Source organism: Pseudomonas fildesensis (assembly GCF_001050345.1).
Lineage (GTDB): Bacteria > Pseudomonadota > Gammaproteobacteria > Pseudomonadales > Pseudomonadaceae > Aquipseudomonas > Aquipseudomonas fildesensis.
In genome coordinates this window covers 153,219-177,880 of sequence record NZ_LFMW01000007.1, presented here as the reverse complement: position 1 = coordinate 177,880, position 24,662 = coordinate 153,219, and the positions used below count along the sequence as shown (strand labels likewise).

General features: G+C 60.6%; 21 protein-coding genes. 14 read left to right on the top strand and 7 right to left on the bottom strand.

Annotated features, from left to right (window positions below; translation table 11 throughout):
- The first annotated feature begins 67 nt into the window (after positions 1-67).
- From ACR52_RS11295 to ACR52_RS11285, 3 genes are all read left to right on the top strand, one after another.
- Positions 68-685, top strand: coding sequence for a glutathione S-transferase N-terminal domain-containing protein (locus ACR52_RS11295; RefSeq protein WP_032886246.1), 618 nt, complete (start codon positions 68-70; stop codon positions 683-685).
- Between the two features lie 17 nt (positions 686-702).
- Positions 703-1,122, top strand: coding sequence for a ClpXP protease specificity-enhancing factor (locus ACR52_RS11290; protein ID WP_048724053.1), 420 nt, complete (start codon positions 703-705; stop codon positions 1,120-1,122).
- A gap of 159 nt (positions 1,123-1,281) precedes the next feature.
- Positions 1,282-2,031 carry a FadR/GntR family transcriptional regulator gene (locus ACR52_RS11285; protein WP_048724051.1) on the top strand — a complete coding sequence of 250 codons (750 nt, stop codon included), beginning with the start codon at positions 1,282-1,284 and terminating at the stop codon, positions 2,029-2,031.
- A gap of 192 nt (positions 2,032-2,223) precedes the next feature.
- Here ACR52_RS11285 and ACR52_RS11280 read toward each other — a convergent pair whose 3' ends face one another.
- Positions 2,224-3,381, bottom strand: a complete 1,158-nt coding sequence (locus ACR52_RS11280; RefSeq protein WP_048724049.1) for a hypothetical protein — start codon at positions 3,379-3,381, stop codon at positions 2,224-2,226.
- Between the two features lie 234 nt (positions 3,382-3,615).
- On the opposite strand from ACR52_RS11280, the gene kdgD reads away from it, so the two are divergent.
- From kdgD to ACR52_RS11255, 5 genes are all read left to right on the top strand, one after another.
- A complete protein-coding gene (gene kdgD, locus ACR52_RS11275; protein WP_048724047.1) occupies positions 3,616-4,527 on the top strand; it encodes a 5-dehydro-4-deoxyglucarate dehydratase in 912 nt (303 codons plus the stop codon).
- A 54-nt stretch (positions 4,528-4,581) separates the two neighbouring features.
- Positions 4,582-6,027 carry an aldehyde dehydrogenase family protein gene (locus ACR52_RS11270; protein ID WP_048724046.1) on the top strand — a complete coding sequence of 482 codons (1,446 nt, stop codon included), beginning with the start codon at positions 4,582-4,584 and terminating at the stop codon, positions 6,025-6,027.
- 140 nt (positions 6,028-6,167) lie between these two features.
- A complete protein-coding gene (locus ACR52_RS11265) occupies positions 6,168-7,532 on the top strand; it encodes an MFS transporter (RefSeq protein ID WP_048724044.1) in 1,365 nt (454 codons plus the stop codon).
- 11 nt (positions 7,533-7,543) lie between these two features.
- Positions 7,544-9,097 carry a galactarate dehydratase gene (gene garD / locus ACR52_RS11260; RefSeq protein WP_048724043.1) on the top strand — a complete coding sequence of 518 codons (1,554 nt, stop codon included), beginning with the start codon at positions 7,544-7,546 and terminating at the stop codon, positions 9,095-9,097.
- A 257-nt stretch (positions 9,098-9,354) separates the two neighbouring features.
- Complete coding sequence (locus ACR52_RS11255; RefSeq protein ID WP_048724040.1) at positions 9,355-10,296, top strand: AEC family transporter; 942 nt, start codon at positions 9,355-9,357, stop codon at positions 10,294-10,296.
- Between the two features lie 78 nt (positions 10,297-10,374).
- On the opposite strand, the gene ACR52_RS11250 is transcribed toward ACR52_RS11255, so the two are convergent.
- The 6 genes from ACR52_RS11250 to gatC form a co-directional block, all read right to left on the bottom strand.
- Positions 10,375-10,752, bottom strand: a complete 378-nt coding sequence (locus ACR52_RS11250) for a carboxymuconolactone decarboxylase family protein (protein WP_048724038.1) — start codon at positions 10,750-10,752, stop codon at positions 10,375-10,377.
- Entirely contained in the window at positions 10,749-11,795 is a 1,047-nt protein-coding gene (locus tag ACR52_RS11245) for a calcium/sodium antiporter (protein WP_048724036.1), read from the bottom strand. Before ACR52_RS11245 ends, ACR52_RS11250 begins: the two co-directional genes overlap by 4 nt.
- Before the next feature lie 55 nt (positions 11,796-11,850).
- Positions 11,851-12,222 carry a septal ring lytic transglycosylase RlpA family protein gene (locus ACR52_RS11240; RefSeq protein WP_048724034.1) on the bottom strand — a complete coding sequence of 124 codons (372 nt, stop codon included), beginning with the start codon at positions 12,220-12,222 and terminating at the stop codon, positions 11,851-11,853.
- A 140-nt stretch (positions 12,223-12,362) separates the two neighbouring features.
- Positions 12,363-13,808, bottom strand: coding sequence for an Asp-tRNA(Asn)/Glu-tRNA(Gln) amidotransferase subunit GatB (gene gatB / locus ACR52_RS11235; protein WP_048724032.1), 1,446 nt, complete (start codon positions 13,806-13,808; stop codon positions 12,363-12,365).
- A 10-nt stretch (positions 13,809-13,818) separates the two neighbouring features.
- Positions 13,819-15,270 carry an Asp-tRNA(Asn)/Glu-tRNA(Gln) amidotransferase subunit GatA gene (gene gatA / locus ACR52_RS11230; RefSeq protein ID WP_048724029.1) on the bottom strand — a complete coding sequence of 484 codons (1,452 nt, stop codon included), beginning with the start codon at positions 15,268-15,270 and terminating at the stop codon, positions 13,819-13,821.
- Between the two features lie 16 nt (positions 15,271-15,286).
- Complete coding sequence (gatC, locus tag ACR52_RS11225; protein WP_048724027.1) at positions 15,287-15,574, bottom strand: Asp-tRNA(Asn)/Glu-tRNA(Gln) amidotransferase subunit GatC; 288 nt, start codon at positions 15,572-15,574, stop codon at positions 15,287-15,289.
- Positions 15,575-15,784: 210 nt separating this feature from the next.
- On the opposite strand from gatC, the gene mreB reads away from it, so the two are divergent.
- The 6 genes from mreB to ACR52_RS11195 all read left to right on the top strand — a co-directional run bounded on the left by mreB (position 15,785) and on the right by ACR52_RS11195 (position 24,655).
- Positions 15,785-16,822, top strand: a complete 1,038-nt coding sequence (gene mreB / locus ACR52_RS11220) for a rod shape-determining protein MreB (protein WP_002555108.1) — start codon at positions 15,785-15,787, stop codon at positions 16,820-16,822.
- A gap of 140 nt (positions 16,823-16,962) precedes the next feature.
- Positions 16,963-18,099: a rod shape-determining protein MreC gene (mreC, locus tag ACR52_RS11215; protein ID WP_082143132.1), complete on the top strand. Its 1,137-nt coding sequence runs from the start codon at positions 16,963-16,965 to the stop codon at positions 18,097-18,099.
- A complete protein-coding gene (mreD, locus tag ACR52_RS11210) occupies positions 18,099-18,587 on the top strand; it encodes a rod shape-determining protein MreD (RefSeq protein ID WP_048723991.1) in 489 nt (162 codons plus the stop codon). Before mreC ends, mreD begins: the two co-directional genes overlap by 1 nt.
- A gap of 51 nt (positions 18,588-18,638) precedes the next feature.
- Positions 18,639-19,235, top strand: a complete 597-nt coding sequence (locus ACR52_RS11205) for a Maf family protein (protein WP_048723989.1) — start codon at positions 18,639-18,641, stop codon at positions 19,233-19,235.
- 70 nt (positions 19,236-19,305) lie between these two features.
- Positions 19,306-20,763 (top strand): ribonuclease G, encoded by a 1,458-nt coding sequence (rng, locus tag ACR52_RS11200; RefSeq protein ID WP_048723987.1) that lies wholly within the window; start codon positions 19,306-19,308, stop codon positions 20,761-20,763.
- A 76-nt stretch (positions 20,764-20,839) separates the two neighbouring features.
- Positions 20,840-24,655 carry a YhdP family protein gene (locus ACR52_RS11195; protein ID WP_048723985.1) on the top strand — a complete coding sequence of 1,272 codons (3,816 nt, stop codon included), beginning with the start codon at positions 20,840-20,842 and terminating at the stop codon, positions 24,653-24,655.
- The last annotated feature ends 7 nt before the right edge of the window (positions 24,656-24,662 follow it).

The following is a 24,662-nucleotide window of genomic DNA, read 5'->3' as shown; positions in this document are numbered from 1 at the left end:
CAGAGATGCTCTCTGGGCGCGCTCGTTTTTGAGCTTTCGATAATTTCAACAAGCGAGGAGGACCGCCATGGGCGTGACCAACCGGTTGGCCTGTTACTCCGACCCCGCCGACCACTATTCCCACCGAGTACGCATCGTGCTCGCAGAGAAGGGTGTCAGCGCCGAGATCATCAGTGTGGAGGCGGGTCGTCATCCGCCAAAACTGATCGAAGTGAACCCTTACGGCAGCTTGCCCACCCTGGTCGATCGTGACCTAGCGTTGTGGGAGTCAACCGTGGTGATGGAATACCTGGATGAGCGTTACCCTCATCCACCTTTGCTGCCGGTGTATCCGGTGGCGCGTGCCAACAGCCGCCTGCTGATCCATCGGATCCAGCGTGACTGGTGTGGGCTGGTGGATGTGATTCTGGATTCGCGCAGCAAAGAGGCAGCCCGTGTCGTGGCGCGCAAGGAATTGCGCGAGAGCCTGACCGGCGTTTCGCCGCTGTTCGCCGACAAACCTTTTTTCCTCAGCGAGGAACAAAGCTTGGTCGATTGCTGCCTATTACCCATACTCTGGCGCTTGCCGATTCTGGGCATTGAACTGCCACGGCCGGCCAAGCCGTTGCTTGATTACATGGAGCGCCAGTTTGCGCGTGAGGCTTTCCAGGCGAGTCTGTCTGGCGTCGAACGCGATATGCGCTAAGGCTTAAGGAGCCGCTGATGAACTCCAGTCGACCCTACCTGGTCCGCGCGCTCTATGAGTGGATTGTGGACAACGATTGCACCCCGCACATGCTGGTCAATTCGGAATTTGCTGCGGTTCAGGTACCGCAGGGTTTTGCCAGTGACGGGCAGATCGTGCTGAACGTTTCACCCAGTGCCGTGCGCCACCTGCACATGGACAACGAAGCCGTAAGCTTCGAAGGGCGTTTCGGCGGTGTGCCGCATACGCTGTACGTGCCGATCGGTGCAATCCTCGGGATCTATGCCCGGGAAAATGGCCAAGGCATGGTGTTTGATCTGGAGTCGCCTTTCGAGGATGACGAAGCGATCGAAAACGAAGATGGCGATGCTGTGCCGCCACCGGATTCCGAGCCACCGCGCCCAAGCGGTCGGCCGAGCCTGAAAGTGGTGAAGTAAGCGGCTTTCGCCCTCGGGCAAGCCTGAAAAATGCCTCGGCGGTTGCCGGGGCATTTTTTTGCCTGCCGGTTATGGATGAAAGTCATGCCAGGGACGGTGATCGTACAACCGCCATGGGCTATGATGTGTCCTCAGTTCACCGAGAAAGATGACCCCCCCATGGAAAACGCCAACACCGCCCCTCGTCTTCCCCGCAAGCGCCGCAGCCTTGCCCAGGAACTGGTCACGGTGTTGTCCGAGCAAATCCGCGACGGCCAACTCAAACGCGGCGACAAACTGCCCACCGAGTCGGCGATCATGGACGCCCATGGGGTCAGTCGCACCGTGGTACGTGAGGCCATCTCGCGCCTGCAGGCGGCGGGGCAGGTGGAAACCCGCCACGGCATCGGCACGTTCGTGCTGGATACACCAAGCCCCAGCGGCTTCCGCATCGACCCTGCCACGGTAGTGACCTTGCGCGACGTGCTGGCCATCCTGGAGCTGCGTATCAGCCTGGAAGTGGAATCCGCCGGCCTCGCCGCGTTACGTCGCAGCAATGAGCAATTGGCAGCCATGCGCGCGGCACTCGATGCCCTGAATGAAAGCGCGGCGCATGCCGGCGATGCGGTGGCGTCAGACTTTGCGTTCCACCTGGAAATTGCGCTGTCCACCGGCAACCGCTACTTCACCGACATCATGACCCACCTGGGCACCAGCATCATTCCGCGTACCCGCCTGAACTCGGCGCGCCTGGCCCATGATGACCAGCAGCACTACATGGGGCGCCTGAGCCGCGAACACGAAGAGATTTATGAGGCGATTGCTCGTCAGGATTCGGACGCGGCGCGGGCGGCTATGCGCTTGCACCTGACGAATAGCCGCGAGCGGCTGCGCCATGCGCATGAAGAGGCAGAGGCGCAGCGGGGTTAAATCGGGTGTCACGGCGGGACTTTTACCTCTAATGGCTCCGAGTATCAGTCTCCCGATTCGGCGCGTATTTGGTATCGGATCTCCACCGTGCTGTTTGCGTAGTCTTTCAGGTCATCCGAAGACAGGTAGAGCTTGTCCTCCTCATTGAAGTTCGGCGTAACTGTCAGAAATCACAGTCGCGCCGAATGGCCGTCAAGGCAACGGCGTATTCGGCTTGTAGTCCTTCAACAGCAAATACGTACTCCACCCCCACCAATCATTTGTCCAGTGCTTGTCGTTCAGGTCATTCACGTCCTTGCGCCGCAGCACCTTGCCACCCTCCATCTTGAACAGCGGTGAGAAGTTATTCGCCGGGTTCTGCGCTGCATTCAAGTCCGGCACATACAGCGGCGCCTTGAAGGTGGCCGGGGAGGGCGCGGCGCCGCTGATAAAGGCCTCGAATACTTCATCCGCCGAGGCCTGGACCGCGCGTTTGACCTGCCCGCGATTGGCCGCGTCGAGGGTGTCGAAGTAGCGTTTATCCCCGTACGCGTGCCATTGATCCCCCAGGGCGTTGCGCACCTTGAGCCCGAACTTGCTGTCTTCATCGTGCATGAAGCGGCTGATCAGCGAGCCCAGTTCCCCAGGCGTCACCACGCCTGCCAACTGTTTGCGCGGCACCCGCAGGTGGCCGGCGGAGAACAGGTCGGTCAAGAAGTGGTCGGCAAAACTGTTCATGGCATACGCCAGCTCAAGTGCCTGGTCGGTGCCGATTTGATGGGCCACGACGGCTTGTTGCAGTGCCGCCGCATGGCCTGCCAGGTACGCTGAAAGCGCCCATTCGCCGAAGTGGTCGGCATTGTCCGCCGCCAACTTCAAGTAACGCCCCAGTGGAATCAGCGCTGAAACCGCACTGCCGCCGCCAGTGATGCGGTTCCACTCCTCGGACAACGTATCACCGAGCGCATCGTAAGCGTCATGGGGTTGTTTGCCGTCCTTGATCGCCTGGTTGACCGCGTTGATCTCCTTTTGCATCACCGCAAGGATCTTGTGCGCTTCTTCCCGCGAGGCGGGCAGCACCGCCAGCGAGTTGAAGGCTGCGGTAAAACGTTGTCCGCGGTCGGCAGCGGAGGCGCCGTCGCTGATGGGCTGGCCGGGGATGCCGTAGAAGTCGCCACCCAGGGCAATCACCTGGCCGTAAGTCAGGGCTAGGCCGTTGGGCAGGTGCAGTTCGACTTGTCGTGCGGGAATCGCCGGTGCGTCTTTGGTGAAGCGCAACAGCGTGTCGTCGCCGATAGCGGTGTGTTCGCCGCCTTCGAAGCGCAGGGTGGGAGGTTTTTTTTCGGGTGCCGCGAGTTCAAGACCTGACATGTTAGCTCCTTGCTATGTCGTAGGAATCTTCCTTGGTAACTGTATGTATATACAGTCATGTCGAGCATAGAGGAAAAACTTCCTACGTCAAGAACGCTTGTCTCAACACTCTGCGGGATGAAGGTCGATGAATTGCAGTTGACGAATCTTTTTATAGTTGTACGATGACGTACGACATCACCAATACCAACAACAATCTTTCGACAGAAAGTCTTCGCCCAGGGTGTTCGAATAATGAATCCACAAGAACTGAAGTCCATCCTCTCCCACGGTCTGCTGTCTTTCCCCGTGACCGATTTCAACGCCCAGGGTGACTTCCACCAGGCGGGCTACATCAAGCGCCTGGAATGGCTGGCCCCATACGGCGCCACCGCCTTGTTCGCCGCTGGCGGCACCGGTGAGTTTTTCTCCCTGGCGGCCAGCGAATATTCGCAAGTGGTAAAGACCGCCGTTGATACCTGCGCCACCAGCGTGCCGATCCTTGCCGGTGTCGGCGGTGCGACGCGCCAGGCCATCGAATACGCCCAGGAAGCCGAACGCCTCGGCGCCAAAGGCCTGTTGCTGCTGCCGCACTACCTCACCGAAGCCAGCCAGGACGGCGTTGCTGCCCACGTTGAAGCCGTGTGCAAGTCCGTAAAAATCGGCGTGGTGGTCTACAACCGTAACGTCTGCCGCCTGACCGCGCCGCTGCTGGAACGCCTGGCCGAACGCTGCCCGAACCTGATCGGCTACAAGGACGGCCTGGGCGACATCGAGTTGATGGTGTCGATCCGCCGTCGCCTGGGCGACCGTTTCAGCTACCTCGGCGGCCTGCCGACTGCAGAGGTTTACGCCGCTGCCTACAAGGCCCTGGGCGTGCCGGTGTACTCCTCGGCGGTGTTCAACTTCATCCCGAAAACCGCGATGGACTTCTACCACGCCATTGCCCGCGAAGATCACGCCACCGTCGGCAAGATCATCGATGACTTCTTCCTGCCGTACCTCGACATCCGTAACCGCAAGGCCGGCTACGCCGTGAGCATCGTCAAGGCGGGCGCGAAAATCGTCGGCTACGACGCAGGCCCGGTGCGCACGCCGCTGACCGAGCTGCTGCCGGAAGAGTACGAAGCCCTGGCCGCGCTGATCGACAAGCAAGGTCCGCAATAACTTATCTATAAGGCCGTTGAGAGATCAGCGGCCTTTTGCGTCAGGAGAAGATTCGTGTCCCAAGCCAAGCGTTTTGAAAACTACATCAACGGCCAATGGGTGGCCGGCGCCGACTACTGCGTCAACATCAACCCGTCGGAGTTGTCCGATGTCATTGGCGAATACGCCAAGGCGGATGTCGCCCAGGTCAACGCTGCCATTGACGCAGCCCGCGCCGCATTTCCTGCCTGGTCCACCTCCGGTATCCAGGCCCGTCACGACTCGCTGGACAAAGTCGGCAGCGAAATCCTCGCCCGTCGCGAAGAACTCGGCACCCTGTTGGCCCGTGAAGAGGGCAAGACCCTGCCCGAAGCCATCGGCGAAGTGACCCGCGCCGGCAACATCTTCAAGTTCTTCGCCGGTGAATGCCTGCGTTTGTCCGGTGATTACGTGCCGTCGGTGCGCCCGGGCGTCAACGTGGAAGTCACCCGCGAAGCCCTGGGTGTGGTCGGTTTGATCACCCCGTGGAACTTCCCGATTGCCATCCCCGCCTGGAAAATCGCCCCGGCCCTGGCCTACGGCAACTGCGTGGTGATCAAGCCGGCTGAACTGGTACCCGGTTGCGCCTGGGCGCTGGCGGAAATTATCTCCCGCGCCGGTTTCCCGGCCGGCGTGTTCAACCTGGTGATGGGCAGCGGTCGTGTGGTTGGCGATGTGCTGGTCAACAGCCTGAAAGTCGACGGCATCAGCTTCACCGGTTCCGTGGGTGTAGGGCGCCAGATCGCAGTCAGCTGTGTGTCGCGCCAGGCCAAAGTGCAGTTGGAAATGGGCGGCAAGAACCCGCAGATCATCCTTGATGACGCCGACCTCAAGCAAGCTGTCGAGCTGTCGGTACAGAGCGCGTTTTACTCCACCGGTCAGCGTTGCACCGCGTCGAGCCGCTTGATCGTCACTGCCGGTATTCACGACCAGTTCGTGGCGGCCATGGCCGAGCGCATGAAGTCGATCAAGGTCGGCCACGCGCTGAAAAGCGGCACCGACATCGGCCCGGTCGTTTCCCAGGCCCAGTTGGACCAGGACATGAAATACATCGACATCGGCCAAAGCGAAGGTGCGCGGCTGGTGAGCGGTGGCGGCCTGGTGACCTGCGACACCGAAGGCTACTACCTGGCGCCGACGCTGTTTGCCGACAGTGAAGCCGAGATGCGCATCAGCCGTGAAGAAATTTTCGGCCCGGTGGCCAACGTCGTACGGGTTGCCGACTACGAGGCAGCGCTGGCCATGGCCAACGACACCGAGTTCGGCTTGTCGGCGGGTATCGCCACCACCTCATTGAAATACGCCAACCACTTCAAGCGTCATTCCCAGGCCGGGATGGTGATGGTCAACCTGCCGACCGCCGGTGTGGACTATCACGTTCCGTTCGGTGGCCGTAAGGGCTCATCCTATGGGTCGCGTGAGCAAGGTCGCTATGCGCAAGAGTTCTACACCGTGGTGAAAACCAGCTACATCGGTTCGTAAGACGCAACACCCCTGTTATGGGGGCTGTCTTTCTGTAGGAGCGAGGCGGGCGGCTAGCCCTTGCGCGCTCCTACAGGGGCAGCACCAGGCAACACAAAACAATTACCCGCAAAAAAAATAATTAGTGGGAGTACTTCTACATGCAAGCGACCAAGCCGACCCATGTCCGCTATTTGATCCTGCTCATGCTGTTCCTGGTGACCACGATCAACTATGCCGACCGGGCCACTATCGCAATCGCGGGCTCCAGCCTGCAAAAAGACCTCGGCATCGACGCGGTCACCCTCGGTTATATCTTCTCCGCATTCGGTTGGGCCTACGTGGCCGGGCAAATCCCCGGCGGCTGGCTGCTGGACCGGTTCGGTTCGAAAAAAGTCTATGCCCTGAGCATCTTCACCTGGTCGCTGTTCACCGTGCTGCAAGGCTATGTCGGTGAGTTTGGTGTCTCCACTGCTGTTGTCGCGCTGTTTATGCTGCGCTTTATGGTGGGCCTGGCTGAGGCGCCTTCGTTTCCCGGAAATGCCCGTATTGTTGCGGCGTGGTTTCCTACGGCCGAACGCGGTACTGCCTCGGCCATCTTCAACTCGGCGCAATACTTCGCCACTGTGTTGTTCGCGCCTTTGATGGGCTGGATCGTCTACAGCTTTGGCTGGCAGCACGTGTTTATCGTGATGGGCGTGATCGGCATTGTGTTCTCGCTGATCTGGCTGAAAGTTATCCACAGCCCACGCCAGCACCCGATGATCAACGAAGCCGAGTTCAATCACATTGCAGCCAATGGCGCGATGGTCGATATGGATCAGGACAAGGGCAAGGGTCAGAAAACCGACGGTCCGAAGTGGGATTACATCCGCCAACTGCTGACCAACCGCATGATGCTCGGCGTGTACCTGGGGCAGTACTGCATCAACGGCATTACCTACTTCTTCCTAACCTGGTTCCCGGTGTACCTGGTGCAGGACCGTGGCATGACCATCCTCAAGGCCGGTTTCATTGCCTCGTTGCCGGCGATTTGCGGGTTTATCGGCGGCGTGCTCGGCGGGGTGATTTCCGACTATCTGCTGCGCAAGGGCCATTCCCTGACGTTCGCCCGCAAGGCGCCGATCATCGCTGGCCTGCTGGTTTCCAGCAGCATCATTGCGTGTAACTACGTTGACGTTGAATGGATGGTAGTGGGCTTCATGGCTTTGGCCTTCTTCGGCAAGGGCGTTGGCGCACTGGGTTGGGCGGTGGTGTCCGACACTTCGCCGAAACAAATCGCTGGTCTCAGTGGCGGCTTGTTCAACACCTTCGGTAACCTGGCGTCGATTACCACGCCGATTGTCATCGGCTACATCATCAGCACCACCGGCTCGTTCAAGTGGGCCCTGGTGTTCGTCGGCGCCAACGCGCTGGTGGCGGTGTTCAGTTACCTGGTGATTGTCGGCCCGATCAAGCGCGTGGTGCTCAAAGAGCCACCCAGCCAAGGCCCTGAGCTGACCAACCTTACCGAAGCGCATTCCTGAGGGGCCTTGTGATGCAGTTGATTGAACATGCCGACTCGCCGCGCTCCATTCGTTTGCACGAGCGGGACAACGTAGTGATCGTGGTCAATGACCAGGGCGTACCGGCCGGGACCGAGTTTCCGGACGGCCTGGTGACCGTGGACTTCATCCCACAGAGCCACAAGGTGACGCTGGAAGATATCCCTGAAGGCGGTCAGATTATTCGCTACGGCCAGACCATTGGTTACGCCCTGGCGCCGATTCCGCGCGGCAGTTGGGTGCAGGAAGATCAACTGCGCATGCCCACCGCGCCACCGCTGGACAGTTTGCCGCTTTCCACTGAAGTGCCTGAAGCCCAGGCACCTTTGGAGGGGTTCACGTTCGAGGGTTACCGCAATGCCGACGGCACAGTCGGTACGCGTAATATCCTCGGCATTACCACCACGGTGCAGTGCGTCACCGGGGTGCTGGACCATGCGGTCAAGCGCATCAAGGACGAATTGCTGCCCAAGTACCCGCACGTCGATGACGTGGTGGCGCTGACCCACAGCTACGGCTGCGGGGTGGCAATCACTGCGACGGATGCCTACATTCCGATCCGTACCGTGCGCAACCTGGCGCGCAACCCGAACCTGGGCGGCGAAGCGTTGGTGATCAGCCTGGGCTGCGAGAAATTGCAGGCCGGGCAGGTAATGCACGACAACGACAGCTCCGTCGATCTGAGCGAGCCGTGGCTGTATCGGCTGCAGGATTCCAGTCACGGCTTTACCGAGATGATCGAGCAGATCATGGGGCTCGCTGAGGTCCGCTTGAAAAAACTCGACCAGCGCCGCCGGGAAACCGTGCCGGCGTCCGAGCTGATCCTGGGCATGCAGTGCGGCGGCAGTGATGCGTTTTCCGGGATCACCGCCAACCCAGCGTTGGGGTATGCCTCGGATTTGTTGTTGCGGGCGGGGGCGACGGTGATGTTTTCCGAAGTCACTGAAGTGCGTGACGCCATCTACCTGCTGACTTCTCGCGCAGAGACGAAGGAAGTAGCTGAAGAGCTGGTCAGGGAAATGGACTGGTACGACCGTTACCTGGCCAAGGGCGAGGCGGATCGCAGTGCTAACACCACGCCGGGGAACAAGAAGGGCGGGTTGTCGAACATTGTCGAGAAGTCCCTGGGCTCCATCGTCAAGTCCGGCAGCAGCGCGATCAACGGGGTGCTCGGCCCGGGTGAGCGTTTCAAGGGCAAGGGACTGATCTTTTGCGCGACGCCGGCCAGTGATTTTGTGTGTGGCACCTTGCAACTGGCGGCAGGGATGAACCTGCATGTGTTCACCACCGGGCGTGGTACGCCTTACGGGCTGGCCATGGCGCCGGTGGTGAAGGTGTCGACGCGTACGGAGTTGGCGCAGCGCTGGCCGGACCTCATCGATATTGACGCCGGGCGCATTGCCACCGGGCGCGCGACCATCGAGGAGCTGGGCTGGGAGTTGTTTCACTTCTACCTGGATGTGGCCAGCGGTAAGAAGCAGACGTGGGCAGAGAAGCACAAGCTGCATAACGACATCACGTTGTTCAACCCTGCGCCCATCACCTGAGACCGCAATGAACGGTGACAAACGGGCTTGTTGTGGCGAGCGGGCTTGCCCCGCGTTGGGGTGCGAAGCGCCCCCAGTTAAAGACGACTGCGGTTTACCAGATACTCCTCGGCGTCTGGTTTTGGGGCCGCTTCGCAGCCCAACGCGGGGCAAGCCCGCTCGCCACAGAGGTCGGCGTTTCAAGTGGTAGACCAGACGAAGCGGTCTGCACTGGCTTATCATGAGCGTCCTGATCACAGGCTCAAGGTTTAACCGGCATGCTGGCTATCTTCCTCACCACCCTCACCATCACCGCGCCGGTGTTTGCCATGCTGTTCCTCGGTGTGCTGCTCAAGCGCATCAACTGGATCAACGACAACTTTATCCACACAGCCTCGTCCCTGGTGTTCAACGTCACCATGCCGGCGCTGCTGTTTCTCGGCATCCTCCATGCCGACCTGCATTCGGCGCTCAAGCCGGGATTGCTGATCTACTTTTCCGTCGCCACGCTACTCAGTTTTGCGCTGGCGTGGGGCTGGGCGATCTTTCGCTGCAAGCGCGAAGACCGTGGCATCTACACCCAGGGTGCCTTTCGCGGCAACAACGGCGTGATCGGCCTGGCGCTGGCCGCCAGCATGTACGGCGACTACGGCATCTCGCTGGGGGCGATCCTCGCGGCACTGGTGATCCTGTTCTACAACACGCTGTCGACCATTGTGCTGGCGGTCTACAGCCCGGTGATCAAGTCCGACCCGTGGAGCATTTTCAAAAGTGTGGTGGCCAACCCGCTGATCATCAGCGTGGTGGTTGCCGCGCCGTTCGCCTACTTCCAGATCGGCCTGCCGGGCTGGCTGGAGAAATCTGCGCAGTACCTGGCGGACACCACATTGCCGTTGGCGCTGATCTGTATTGGCGGCACGTTGTCCCTGGCGGCGTTGCGCAAGAGCGGCAACATGGCGCTGAGCGCGAGTCTGATGAAGATGGTCTGGCTGCCGGTGGCCGCCACGCTGGGCGCCTGGCTGCTCGGGTTCCGGGGGCCGGAGTTGGGGATTCTGTTTCTGTACTTCGGTGCACCTACCGCTGCGGCGAGCTTTGTGATGGCCAGGGCGGCAGAGGGCAATCATGAGCTGGCGGCGGCGATTATCGTGATCACTACCTTGATGGCGGCGGTGACCACGAATATCGGGATTTTTGTGTTACAGGCGGGGGGCTGGGTGTAGGAGCGAGCTTGCTCGCGAAAAACCTGAGAGCGCCTCGTTTATTCAGGTTGCCCGCTTAATCGTTGACGATTTTCGCTCCTACTCGGCCTGGTAGGTATCGATCACTTCCTGTGCGGCTCGAAACGCGTCAATTGCCGCCGGCACACCGGCATACACCGCGCAATGCAGCAGTGCTTCGCGAATCTCTTCCACGGTGCAGCCATTGTTCAGCGCGCCACGCACGTGGCCCTTGAGTTCCTGTGGGCATTTGAGGGCTGTGAGGGCGGCGAGGGTGATCAGGCTGCGCGTCTTTAGCGGCAGGCCTTCGCGGTTCCATACGCTGCCCCACGCATGCTCGTTGACGAAGTCCTGCAGCGGCTGGGTGAACTCGGTGGCATTGCCCAGGGCGCGGTCGACGAATACATCGCCCATCACCTGACGACGCATTTCAACCCCGGGTTTTTTCTGATCGGTCATTGCGATTCCCTCTTGTGTTGGCGGCGCCAGGCTCGCAGCGAACTGAACAACAGGAAAGCCACCAGCGCCGGCAGGACGTAATACAGCATCAGTTGTTCAAGCTTGTTGGCCAGGGGCATGCCGGTAGTGAATGCCATCACATGCAGCCCATACGCCAGGTACAACCCCAGCAGCACCAGGCCTTCGGCGCGGGTCACGCGGTAGCCGGTGTAAAACACCGGCAGGCACAACACCACCACGCCGAGCATCACCGGCAGGTCGAAATCCAGGGCATTGGGTGACACCGACAGCGGTGAGGGCGCGAGCAGGGCAGTCAGCCCCAGCACCCCCAGCAGGTTGAACAGGTTGCTGCCGATCACGTTGCCCACGGCAATCTCCCGCTCGCCGCGCAGGGCAGCAATCAGCGACGTGGCGAGGCAGGGCAGGGAGGTGCCGACGCCGATCAGGGTCAGGCCGATGATGCGTTCCGACAGGCCCAGGTCGCTTGCCACGTCCACCGCCGCCCCCAATAACAAATGCCCGGCCAGCACCAGCACCAGCAACCCGCCGAGCATCAGCAGCACACTGCTCAGCCAGGGCGCCCTGGCCACGGTGTCCAGTGTGCGCGGGCGGCGTGAATGGCGGGTCTGGTAGTGCAGCACTCCGAGGTAGGCCATGAGCGCAACCAGCAGCAGCAAGCCATCGACGGGTGTCAGCTCTTCATTGGCTGCCAGCGTAAACACCAGTAGCCCGGCGAGGATCATCACCGGGATATCCAGGCGCACCAGTTGCCGCGAGACGCGCAGCGGAATGATCAGCGCCGACAGGCCCAGGGTCACGAGGATGTTGAAGATACTGCTGCCGATCACACTGCCCACAGCGATATCGGTATTGCCGGCCAGGGTGGCTTGCAGGCTGACGGTCATCTGCGGTGCGCTGCTGCCGAAGGCGACAATCGTCAGGCCGATGATCAACGGGCGAACCTTGAGGCTGGCCGCCAGGCGCACGGCAGCGCGCACCAGGATTTCGGCGCCGACGATCAGCAGCACCAGGCCGCTGATCAATTCGATCAGGCTCCAGGGCGAGAGGGCGGTTAATCCGAAAATGGCGAGGGCTCCGTCAGTTGCTCAGGGCTTGCACGCGAACCCGCGCGGTCCCGCTGCGCAGCATACCCAACTGCTCGGCAGCCTTGCGTGAAAGATCAATCAAGCGCCCACGGGTGTGCGGGCCGCGATCATTGATGCGCACCACCACCGATTTGTCGTTGTCGAGATTCGTCACTTTGACCTGGGTACCAAAAGGCAGGCGCCGATGGGCAGCGGTCAGAGCGTTCTGGTTGAAGGGTTCACCGCTGGCAGTCCTTTTGCCGTGGTGCTTGGCCCCGTAGTAGGAGGCGGTACCGGTTTCGTCGTAGCCGTTGGGGTCGATGAGGCCGCTGGCGCAACCGGCCAACAGGGAGAACAGGGCCAGGAGGCCGAGTAGACGCTTCATTCAAGATTTCCCCGAAAAAGTGATCGTTCCCACGCACCGCGTGGAAATACGGCCCGTGACGCTCCGCGTCACAACAGCGGACGCAGAGCGTCCATTGAGGCGTTCCCACGCGGAGCGTGGGAACGATCATGCGTCGTGAGTCAGCCTTCGAGCTTGCTTTTCAGCAGTTCGTTCACCTGTTGCGGGTTGGCCTTGCCTTTGGAGGCCTTCATCGCTTGGCCGACAAAAAAGCCGAACATCTTGCCGCGTTTGGCTTCGTCTGCCGCGCGGTATTGCTCGACCTGTTCGGCGTTGGCCGCCAGCATCTCATCGAGTACGGCCGAAATGGCGCCGCTGTCGGTGACTTGCTTGAGACCGCGCTTGTCGATGATCTCGTCCGCGCTGCCTTCACCGCTGGCCATGGCCTCAAACACGGTCTTGGCAATTTTGCCGGAGATGGTGTTGTCCTTGATGCGCAGCAGCATGCCGCCCAATTGCTCGGCGGTGACCGGGGCTTCGTCGATTTCCAGGCCCTGTTTGTTCAACAGGCTACCTAGCTCAACCATTACCCAGTTGGCTGCCAGTTTGGCGTCACCGGCGATGCTCACGACTTTTTCGAAGTAGTCGGCTTGCTCACGGCTCGACGCCAGTACGCTGGCGTCGTAGACCGACAGGCCGAACTGCGCCTGGAAACGCTCGCGTTTTTGCGGTGGCAATTCCGGCAGGGTGGCGCGCACGTCATTGAGGAACGAATCCTCGATGACCACCGGCAACAGGTCCGGGTCGGGGAAGTAACGGTAGTCGTTGGCTTCCTCTTTGCTGCGCATGGCGCGGGTTTCGTCTTTGTTCGGGTCGTACAGGCGCGTTTGCTGGATCACCTTGCCGCCGTCTTCGATCAGTTCGATCTGGCGACGCACTTCGGTGTTGATCGCCTTCTCGATGAAACGGAACGAGTTGACGTTCTTGATCTCGCAGCGGGTGCCGTACTCGACCTGGCCTTTTGGCCGCACCGACACGTTGCAGTCGCAACGCAGCGAGCCTTCGGCCATGTTGCCGTCGCAGATGCCCAGGTAGCGCACCAGCGCGTGGATCGTCTTGACGTAAGCTACGGCTTCCTTGGCGCTGCGCATGTCCGGCTCGGAAACGATCTCCAGCAGCGGGGTACCGGCGCGGTTCAGGTCGATACCGGTGGCACCGTTGAATTCTTCATGCAGGCTTTTGCCGGCATCTTCTTCAAGGTGCGCGCGGGTCACGCCGACACGTTTGATGGTGCCGTCTTCCAGGGGGATATCCAGGTAGCCCTTGCCGACAATCGGCAATTCCATCTGGCTGATCTGGTAACCCTTGGGCAGGTCCGGGTAGAAGTAGTTCTTGCGGGCGAACACGTTGTGCTGGCCGATCTCGGCGTCAATCGCCAGGCCGAACATCACCGCCATGCGCACCGCTTCCTGGTTCAGCACCGGCAGCACGCCGGGCATGCCCAGGTCTACGAGGCTGGCCTGGGTGTTGGGCTCGGAGCCGAACGTGGTGGCGCTACCGGAGAAAATCTTCGATTGGGTGGCGAGCTGGGTATGAATCTCCAGCCCGATCACGACTTCCCATTGCATAGTGTTCTCCTCAGAAGCCGGTAGGGGTGCGAGTGTGCCAGTCAGTGTTCAACTGGTACTGGTGCGCCACATTGAGCAGGCGGCCTTCCTGGAAATACGGGGCGAGCAATTGCACGCCGACCGGCAGGCCATCGACGAAACCGGCAGGCATGGACAAGCCCGGCAAGCCCGCGAGGTTGGCGGTGATGGTGTACAGGTCTTCCAGGTACTCGGCGATCGGGTCTCCGGTCTTGGCGCCGATCTTCCAGGCCGGGTTCGGCGTGGTTGGGCCAAGGATCACGTCGACTTCTTCAAAGGCAGCCATGAAGTCGTTCTTGATCAGGCGACGGATCTTTTGCGCCTTGAGGTAGTACGCGTCGTAGTAACCGGCCGACAGGGCGTAGGCACCGACCATGATCCGGCGTTGCACTTCGGCACCAAAGCCTTCGCCACGGGAGCGCTTGTACAGGTCGGTCAGGTCTTTCGGGTTCTCGCAGCGATAGCCGAAACGCACGCCGTCGAAGCGCGACAGGTTGGAGGAGGCTTCGGCCGGCGCGATCACGTAGTACGCAGGAATCGCGTGCTGGTTGTTCGGCAGGCTGATTTCCTTGATCACGGCGCCGAGCTTTTCCAGCTCTTTGACGCTGTTGTGCACGAGTTCGGCGATACGCGGGTCGAGGCCAGGGCTGAAATACTCTTTAGGCACGCCGATGCGCAGGCCTTTGATCGAGGTATTCAGGCTGGCGCTGTAGTCCGGCACCGGCTCGTCGATGCTGGTGGAGTCCTGTTTATCGAACCCTGCCATGCCTTGTAATAATATTGCGCAGTCTTCAGCCGTGCGTGCCAGGGGGCCGCCCTGATCGAGGCTCGACGCGTAAGCGATCATGCCCCAACGGGAAACGCGACCGTAGGTCGGCTTCAGCCCGGTGAGGTTGGTGAACGCGGCTGGCTGGCGGATCGAACCGCCGGTGTCGGTGGCCGTAGCGGCCGGCAGGAAGCGCGCGGCAACGGCCGCAGCCGAACCGCCCGAGGAACCGCCCGGCACGTGTTCAAGGTTCCATGGGTTTTTCACTGCGCCGTAGTAGCTCGACTCGTTGGCCGAGCCCATGGCGAACTCATCCATGTTGGTCTTGCCCAGGGTCACGGCCCCGGCAGCGGCCAGTTTGGCGACCACTGTGGCGTCGTAGGGCGCCTTGAAGTTGTCGAGCATCTTCGAGCCGCAGCTGGTGCGAATGCCCTGGGTGCAGAACAGGTCCTTGTGGGCGATCGGTGCGCCCAGCAGCGCGCCGTTCTCACCGCTGGCGCGACGGGCGTCGGCGGCCTTGGCCTGGCTCAGGGCCAGCTCTTCGGTGAGGCTGATGAAGCTGTTGACCTTGGGATCGAGCGCGTTGATACGCGCCAGCAGGGTCTTGGTCAGCTCTTCGGAAGAAAACTTTTTATCGGCGAGACCGCGGGCGATCTCGGCCAGAGTCATGTGATGCATTGCAGGCTCTTTCCCTTTAGTCGATGACTTTCGGAACCAGGTACAGGCCGTTTTCGACCGCTGGCGCGATGGACTGATAGGCCTCGCGATTATTAACTTCGGTCACGACGTCTGCGCGCAGGCGCTGGTTGGCTTCCAGCGGGTGAGCCAGGGGCTCGATGCCGTCGGTATTCACGGCCTGCATTTGGTCGGCCAGCCCGAGAATGCTGTTCAGGGCTGCGGTGGTCTGTGGAAGATCGGCTTCAACAAGGTCCAAATGGGCCAGGTGAGCGATTTTTTCCACGTCGGAGCGTTCAAGCGCCATGGGATTCTCCAGTGGAAAACAGAACGGAGGGCGTCCGTGTGTTAGATTGTAGGAACACTACCGCATTTCTACGGTCATATGGCCGCGATTGTGGGGGTTGGTGCACAGAAAGTCGGCCAATTTAGCACATTGGCGCCTTGCCCAAAATCCCTGTCGTTGTTAGAGTTTGCCGCACTTTTTTACCCACGCGTTGCCTAGGGTCCTTTCCCCATGTTCAAGAAACTGCGTGGCATGTTTTCCAGCGATCTTTCCATTGACCTGGGCACTGCCAACACCCTTATTTACGTGCGCGAGCGCGGAATCGTCCTGAATGAGCCATCGGTTGTGGCTATTCGGACCCATGGTAATCAGAAAAGTGTCGTTGCCGTTGGCACCGAGGCCAAGCGTATGCTTGGCCGAACACCAGGCAATATTGCTGCCATTCGTCCGATGAAAGACGGCGTGATCGCCGACTTCAGTGTCTGCGAGAAGATGCTGCAGTACTTCATCAACAAGGTTCACGAAAACAGCTTTCTGCAGCCCAGCCCTCGTGTGCTGATCTGCGTTCCGTGCAAGTCCACCCAGGTGGAGCGTCGTGCCATCCGTGAATCGGCCCTTGGTGCCGGTGCCCGTGAAGTGTTCCTGATCGAAGAGCCAATGGCTGCTGCGATCGGTGCCGGCCTGCCGGTAGAAGAAGCGCGCGGTTCGATGGTGGTGGATATCGGTGGTGGTACTACCGAGATCGCCCTGATTTCCCTGAACGGTGTGGTGTATGCCGAATCCGTACGCGTAGGCGGCGACCGCTTCGACGAAGCGATCATCACTTATGTACGTCGTAACTACGGCAGCCTGATCGGCGAATCCACTGCCGAGCGCATCAAGCAGGAAATCGGTACCGCTTACCCGGGCGGCGAAGTTCGCGAAGTCGATGTTCGCGGTCGCAACCTGGCCGAAGGCGTTCCACGTGCCTTCACCCTGAACTCCAATGAAGTGCTGGAAGCTCTGCAAGAGTCGCTGGCGACCATCGTTCAGGCTGTGAAGAGCGCTCTGGAGCAATCGCCGCCGGAACTGGCTTCCGATATCGCCGAGCGTGGCCTGGTACTGACCGGTGGTGGTGCCTTGCTGCGCGACCTCGACAAGTTGCTGGCCCAGGAAACCGGTCTGCCGGTGATCGTCGCCGAAGACCCGCTGACCTGCGTCGCCCGTGGTGGTGGCCGTGCACTGGAAATGATGGATAAACACACCATGGACCTGCTCTCCAGCGAATAAGTGTTTGCTGGTTTGCCCATGTTTCGCCCGCAGGCAGCACTTTGCAGTGCTGCCTGTTGGCGTTTATCTTCTTCAATCTGCATCCAGGCCGGTTAGATGCCGTATGAATAAAGAGAACATTTGCCTGGGAGGAGCGGCCTATTAAACCGCTTTTCGCCAAAGGCCCCTCATTGGGCGTGCGCTTATTGGTGCTGGTCGTGCTTTCGGTCGCGCTGATGGTGGTCGATGCCCGCTTTGCACTGCTCAAGCCTGTGCGTAGCCAAATGTCGCTGGTGTTGATGCAGACCTACTGGATCACCGACCTTCCGCAACGTCTCTACCAGGGCGTGGCCAGCCAATTCGGCAGCCGCACCGAGCTGGTCGCCGAGAACGAAAAACTCAAGACTGAAAACCTGCTGCTGCAGGGGCGCATGCAAAAGCTTGCGGCCCTCACAGAGCAGAACGTTCGGCTGCGCGAGTTGCTCAACTCTTCCGCGCTGGTCAACGAGAAGGTCGAAGTGGCCGAGTTGATCGGCATGGACCCCAACCCCTTTACCCACCGCATCATCATCAACAAGGGTGAGCGCGACGGTGTGGTTCTCGGCCAGCCGGTACTCGATGCCCGAGGGCTGATGGGCCAGGTGGTCGAGCTGATGCCCTACACCTCGCGGGTATTGCTGTTGACGGACACGACCCACAGCATTCCGGTGCAGGTCAACCGCAACGGCTTGCGTGCGATTGCCAGCGGCACCGGTAATCCGGAACGTCTGGAATTACGTCACGTAGCCGATACTGCGGACATCAAGGAAGGCGACCTGCTGGTCAGCTCCGGCCTGGGCCAGCGCTTCCCGGCGGGTTACCCGGTGGCGACGGTCAAGGAAGTGATCCACGATTCCGGCCAGCCGTTCGCTATCGTGCGTGCTGTGCCCACCGCCGCACTCAACCGCAGCCGCTATCTGCTGCTGGTGTTCAGCGACAACCGCACCCCGGAAGAGCGCGCCAACGCAGCCGCCCAGGCCCAGGAAGCGGAAGACAAGCAAAACGGCACTGCGCCGATCATTCCCGCCAAAGTGCCTAAACCTGCGCCTGCAACGCCCGCGACACCGGCGGCCACAGTCCCAGCGGCAGCCGCGCCAGTGGCCACACCGATCAAACCGGCCGTTCACAGCGCCCGCCCGGTGAAACCGGTTGCGACCAAGCCGCCGGCCGCCACGCCGGCCGCCACGCCTGCTACCACGACGCCCGCAGTGAAGCCGCCGGCTGCTGCGCCGGCAACCACGCGGCAGAGGGAGGAATAATGGCCGGTACTCATTCAGGTAATGGCTGGCTCGTCTGGCTGACCTTCGCCATCGGCTTGCTGCTCAGCGTTTCGCCGCTGCCGCAATTCATGGAAATCCTGCGTCCGCTGTGGCTGGCCTTGCTGCTGGCGTTCTGGTCGCTGAACCTGCCGCACAAGGTGGGCATGGTCACGGCCATGTTCCTGGGCTTGGCGGAAGATGTGCTCTATGGCACCTTGCTGGGCCAGAACGCGTTGATCCTCACCTTGATTACCTTCCTGGTGCTGTCGTTGCAGCAGCGTCTGCGCATGTTCCCGATGTGGCAACAGTGCCTGGTGATCCTGGTGATCTTCGGCCTGGCGCAGTTGGTGCAGTTGTGGCTCAGTGCCCTCACCGGTAACCGACAGCCGACTCTTGCGCTGGTGTTGCCGGCCCTGGTCAGTGCGCTGCTGTGGCCATGGGTCAGTTTCGGTCTGCGTGGGTTAAGTCGTCGTTATAAAATCAATTGAATGGATTGCGAGGCTCTGCCTGGTTATCGAACCCTACAGGGAGAGTCTGCAATGAATTCGCTTTATCTGGCCTCGGGCTCCCCCAGGCGGCGTGAACTGCTGACCCAGATTGGTGTGCCCTTCACCGTGGTCAGCGTCGCCATTGATGAAACTCCCCTTACTAATGAATCCGCCGTTTCCTACGTCGAGCGCCTTGCGCGCGGCAAGGCGGCGGCGGGTTTTACTGCGCTTGAGCAAACCTCGGACGCCTGCGTGCTGGGCGCCGACACGGCGGTGATTGTCGACGGCCAGATTCTTGGCAAGCCGGTGGACCAGGCGGATGCGCTGGCGATGTTGATGGCCCTGGCGGGGCGTGAGCATGAAGTCCTTACTGCCATTGCCCTGACTGATGGCCTGCACTCTGAAACTCGATGTGTAAGCAGTCGCGTACATTTTCGTGGGATTTCTGTCGAAGAGGCTACAACCTACTGGCACAGTGGCGAACCCCAGGACAAGGCAGGCGGCTATGCTATCCAGGGGCTCGGGTCGGTATTTGTCGCCGGGCTCAATGGCAGTTATTCCGCTGTGGTAGGCCTGCCCGTGTGCGAAACCGCGCAACTGCTCGCCCAATTCGGCATACCCTGTTGGCAAAACCTTACCGTGCGCTGAACGCCTTACTCCAGCGCCAAGCCTTAAGCGATCGGTCACTATTGTGAAAACGCCTGAACGAGACCCAGCCATGAGTGAAGAGATTCTGATCAATATCACGCCGATGGAATCGCGCGTGGCGGTGGTAGAGAACGGTGTTCTGCAAGAAGTGCACGTCGAGCGCACCCAGAAGCGCGGCATTGTCGGCAATATCTATAAAGGCAAGGTGGTGCGCGTATTGCCGGGCATGCAAGCGGCTTTTGTCGACATCGGCCTGGACCGTGCGGCGTTTATCCATGCTTCGGAAATTTCTCTGCGCGAAGGCCCGGCGGTCGAAAGCATCAGCGCCCTGGTGCATGAGGGGCAGAGCCTGGTGGTGCAAGTCACCAAGGACCCCATCGGTTCCAAGGGCGCACGGCTGACCACACAACTGTCGATTCCTTCGCGCTACCTCGTGTACATGCCGCGCACGGCCCATGTCGGTATTTCCCTGAAAATCGAAGATGAAGCCGAGCGTGAGCGCCTGAAAAAGGTGGTCAGCGACTGCGTGGCCGCCGAGGGCATCAAGGAAGCCGGCGGTTTTATCCTGCGCACAGCCGCCGAAGGCGCCGGTGCCGATGAAATCCTCATGGACATCCGCTACCTGCGGCGCCTGTGGGATCAGATCGGCGCACAGATCAAGACCATTGGCGCGCCAAGCGTCATCTATGAGGACCTGGGCCTGGCCCTGCGTACCCTGCGCGACCTGGTCAGCCCGAAGATCGAGAAAATTCGTATCGACTCGCGGGAAACCTTCCAGCGCACCACGCAATTTGTCGCCGAACTGATGCCGGAAATTGCCGACCGCCTGGAGCATTACCCGGGTGAGCGGCCGATCTTCGACCTCTATGGCGTCGAAGACGAAATCCAGAAAGCCCTGGACCGCAAAGTGCCGCTCAAGTCCGGCGGCTATCTGGTCGTGGACCCGGCGGAAGCGATGACCACCATCGACGTCAACACCGGTGCGTTTGTCGGCCATCGCAACCTCGAAGAAACCATCTTCAAGACCAACCTCGAAGCAGCCACGGCGATTGCCCGGCAACTGCGCCTGCGCAACCTGGGCGGCATCATCATCATCGACTTCATCGACATGGAAGACGAAGAGCACCAGCGCCAGGTGCTGCGGACCCTCGAGAAGCAGTTGGAACGTGATCACGCCAAGACCAATATCATCGGTATCACCGAGCTCGGCCTGGTGCAGATGACCCGCAAGCGTACCCGTGAAAGTCTGGAACAGGTGCTGTGCGAGCCGTGCAGCAGTTGCCAGGGACGCGGCAAGTTGAAGACCCCGGAAACCGTTTGCTACGAGATTTTCCGGGAAATCCTGCGGGAGGCACGTGCCTACCAGGCCGAAGGTTATAGAGTGTTGGCCAACCAGAAAGTGGTCGACCGGTTGCTGGATGAAGAGTCCGGTAATGTTGCCGAACTGGAGGGGTTTATCGGGCGCACGATTCGCTTCCAGGTCGAAACCATGTATTCCCAGGAACAATACGACGTGGTGCTGCTCTGATCCTCATTCGCTTTCTTTTGTTGATCCCGGCAGACCTTGATCTGCCGTCCGACTACTGTCTTGAGGGTCGCCTGACATGGAGCGTCTAATACGCTTTTTTGCCGCTTTGACCCGTTGGGGCCTGGGCCTGTGCGCCTTGCTGCTGGTATTGGCAGCCGTATACGTGAGCCTGGGTCGTGAATTGACGCCGCTGGTGGCCGAATACCGTGCTGAAGTCGAAGCCAAGGCCCAGGCTGCGGTGGGTATGCCGCTGCACATCGGCAGCCTGGAAGGGCGCTGGAGCGGTTTCGCGCCGGTGTTGCTGGCCCACGACGTGATGGTCGGCCAGGGCAGCAGTGCCTTGCGCCTGGACCAAGTCGAAGTGGTGCCGGATATCTGGGCCAGCCTCATGGCTCGCGAAGTACGGATTGCGCACCTGGAAGTCAGCGGACTGCAATTGAGCGTCAAGGAAGACAAGGACGGCCATTGGGCGCTGCAAGGGTTGCCGGTGCAAGATGACCAGCCGCTGGACCCGCAGCAGTTGCTCGAGCGCATGCAAATGGTCAAGCGTGTGTCGTTGCTCGATAGCCAAGTGACCCTGCAGCCGTTCGAGCAGGCACCGCTGACCCTGACTTACGTAGGCCTGAGCCTTCACACCGGCTCTAGCCGTCAACGCCTGGATGCCCGCCTGACCCTGCCCGATGGCCAGCCCCTGGCCCTGAGCCTGCAAAGCCGCATTCGCGCGAGCCAATGGAAAGACGGCGAAGTCCAGGCCTACCTGAGCCTGCCCCAGAGTGATTGGGCCAAATGGATGCCGGCCAGGCTGACTCAGCAATGGAAACTCACGCAGTTCAAGGCCGGCGGCGAATTCTGGCTGACCTGGGCCAAGGGCACTGTGCAAAGTGCCGTGGTGCGCCTCAACTCACCGCAAGTGAAGGGCAGCTACGCCGACCGCAAGCCCGTGAGTATCGAAAATCTCGCGCTGACCGCTTACCTGCAACGCAGTGAAACGGGCCTGAAGGTGCTATTCGATACGCTGGCGATGAACCTTGGGGAGACCCGCTGGGAATCGCGCCTGCAATTGCAACAGAGCCTGGCCACCGATAAGGCGCAGGAAATCTGGAAACTACAGGCCGATCGCCTGGACCTCACGCCGATTACGCCGCTGCTGAATGCCCTGGCGCCATTGCCGGAAGGCTTCGCCAAAACCATCGAACACCTCAAGGCCACTGGCTTGCTGCGCAATGTGCTGGTGGATTTCCGTCCGCAGGACACCACCGATCAGAAAGTCAGCTTTGCTGCCAACCTGGAGCGCGTGGGTTTTGATGCGTATTTTGGCGCGCCCGCTGCGCGGAATGTGTCCGGCAGCATCAGCGGTGACTTGGGCCATGGCGAGTTGCGCATGGACAGCAAGGACTTTTCCCTACACCTCGATCCTATCTTCGCCAAGCCCTGGCAGTACATCCAGGCCAATGCGCGGCTGACCTGGAAGCTGGATAAAGAAGGTTTCACCCTGATCGCCCCCTATATCAAAGTGCTGGGTGAGGAAGGCAAGGTGGCCGCCGACTTCCTGATTCGCCTGCATTTCGACCATAGCCAGGAAGACTACATGGACCTGCGTGTCGGCATGGTCGACGGCGACGGGCGTTTCACCCCTAAATACTTGCCTGCGGTGCTGAGCCCTGCTCTCGACGAATGGCTGCGCACCGCGATTCTCAAGGGCGCGGTCGATCAAGGCTTCTTCCAGTACCAGGGCTCGTTGGATCACGACGCGCTGCCGGCATCGCGCAATATCAGCCTGTTCTTCAAGGTGCATGACGCCGAACTGGCGTTCCAGCCGGGCTGGCCGCATGTGAGCAAGGTCAACGGCGAAGTGTTTGTCGAGGAAAGCGGCGTACGCATCCTGGCCAGCAAGGGCCAGTTGCTCGACACCAAGGTCAAGGACGTCTACGTCAATATTCCTCACGCGCCTGCGGGCAAGGACAGCCACCTGTTGCTCACCGGTGAGTTTTCGGGTGGTTTGGGTGATGGCCTGAAAATCCTTCAGGAAGCCCCGATAGGGACTGCGTCGACCTTCGCCGGTTGGAAAGGTGATGGCGACCTGCAAGGCAAGCTCGACCTGGATGTTCCGCTGGTCAAGGGCACAGAACCGAAGATTGTGGTGGACTTCCAGACCGACAAGGCCCGTCTGCAATTGGCCGAGCCGACTCTTGACTTGAACCAGCTCAAGGGCGAATTCCGGTTTGACAGTGCCAAGGGGTTGAGCGGCCAGAACATCACCGCCCAGGCGTTCGACCGGCCGATCACCGCGCAGATCTTTGCCGATGGCAAGCCGGGCAACATCAGCACTCGCGTTATCGCAAAGGGCCAAGTCACGGTCAAGCGGCTGACGGACTGGTTGAAAGTAGGCCAACCGCTGCCGGTGTCCGGTGATATTCCGTACCAATTGCAACTCAATCTGGACGGCGCCGACAGTCAGTTGATGGTCAGCTCCAATCTGAAAGGAGTCGCCGTGGACCTGCCGGCGCCGTTCGGCATGCCGACCAGCCAGGGCCGTGACAGTGTGTTCCGCATGACCTTGCAGGGCGCCGAGCGTCGTTATTGGTTTGATTACGGCGAGCTGGCGAACTTCACCTTTGCGGCGCCGCCGGACAAACTCAATGACGGTCGCGGCGAGCTGTTCCTCGGCGATGGCGACGCGGTGCTGCCCGGTGGCAAGGGCTTGCGCATTCGTGGAGTGCTCTCGGAGCTGGACATTGATCCGTGGAAAAAGCTGGTGAGCCAGTACGCCGGCAATGACCCGGGCGGCAGCGCCAAACAACTGCTGAGCGGTGCTGATTTCAAGGTGGGCAAGCTGACCGGCTTTGGCAAGCAGTTTGACCAGGTCAACTTGCAACTCGACCGCAAACCCACCGCGTGGGGCCTGCAACTCGACAGCCAGCAAGCCAAAGGCACGGTAAACCTGCCTGATGCCAAGGGCGCGCCGATTGCCATCAACCTGCAATACGTGAAACTACCGGCCGTGGACCCGACCGTACAGGCAGACGAAAACGCGCCGGACCCACTGGCTGATATCGATCCTAAGGACATTCCGGCGCTGGATATCAGCATCGATCAACTGTTCCAGGGGCCGGACTTGGTGGGGGCCTGGTCGCTGAAAGTCCGGCCAACCGCCAAGGGCATGGCCTTCAACAATCTGGATCTGGGCCTCAAGGGCCTTCAGCTCAAGGGCGCGGGCGGTTGGGAAGGCGCGCCGGGTGACAGCAGCAGTTGGTACAAGGGGCGCCTGGACGGCAAGAACATCGCTGATGTGCTCAAGGGGTGGGGCTTTGCACCGACTGTCACCAGCGAAGACTTCCATCTGGATGTGGACGGCCGCTGGCCGGGTTCGCCCGCCTGGGTCGGGCCCAAGCGCTTCTCCGGCAGCCTGGATGCAGCCTTCCGCAAAGGTCAATTTGTTGAAGTGGAAGGGGGCGCCCAGGCGTTGCGGGTGTTCGGCCTGCTGAACTTCAACTCCATCGGTCGCCGGCTGCGCCTGGACTTCTCCGACTTGCTTGGCAAGGGCTTGAGCTATGACCGGGTCAAAGGTTTGCTGGCCGCCAGCAACGGAGTGTTTGTGACCCGTGAGCCGATCATCCTGACCGGGCCTTCGAGCAACCTGGAGCTTAATGGCACCCTGGACCTGGTGGCTGATCGTGTTAACGCCAAGCTGTTGGTGACCCTGCCGGTCACCAACAACCTGCCGATCGCTGCGCTGATTGTCGGTGCGCCGGCCATTGGTGGCGCTTTGTTCTTGATCGATAAATTGATCGGTGACCGTGTCTCGCGCTTTGCCAGCGTGCAATACAAAGTGGAAGGGCCGTGGAAAGACCCGAAAATCACCTTCGACAAGCCATTCGAAAAGCCTAACTGAGGTTTTC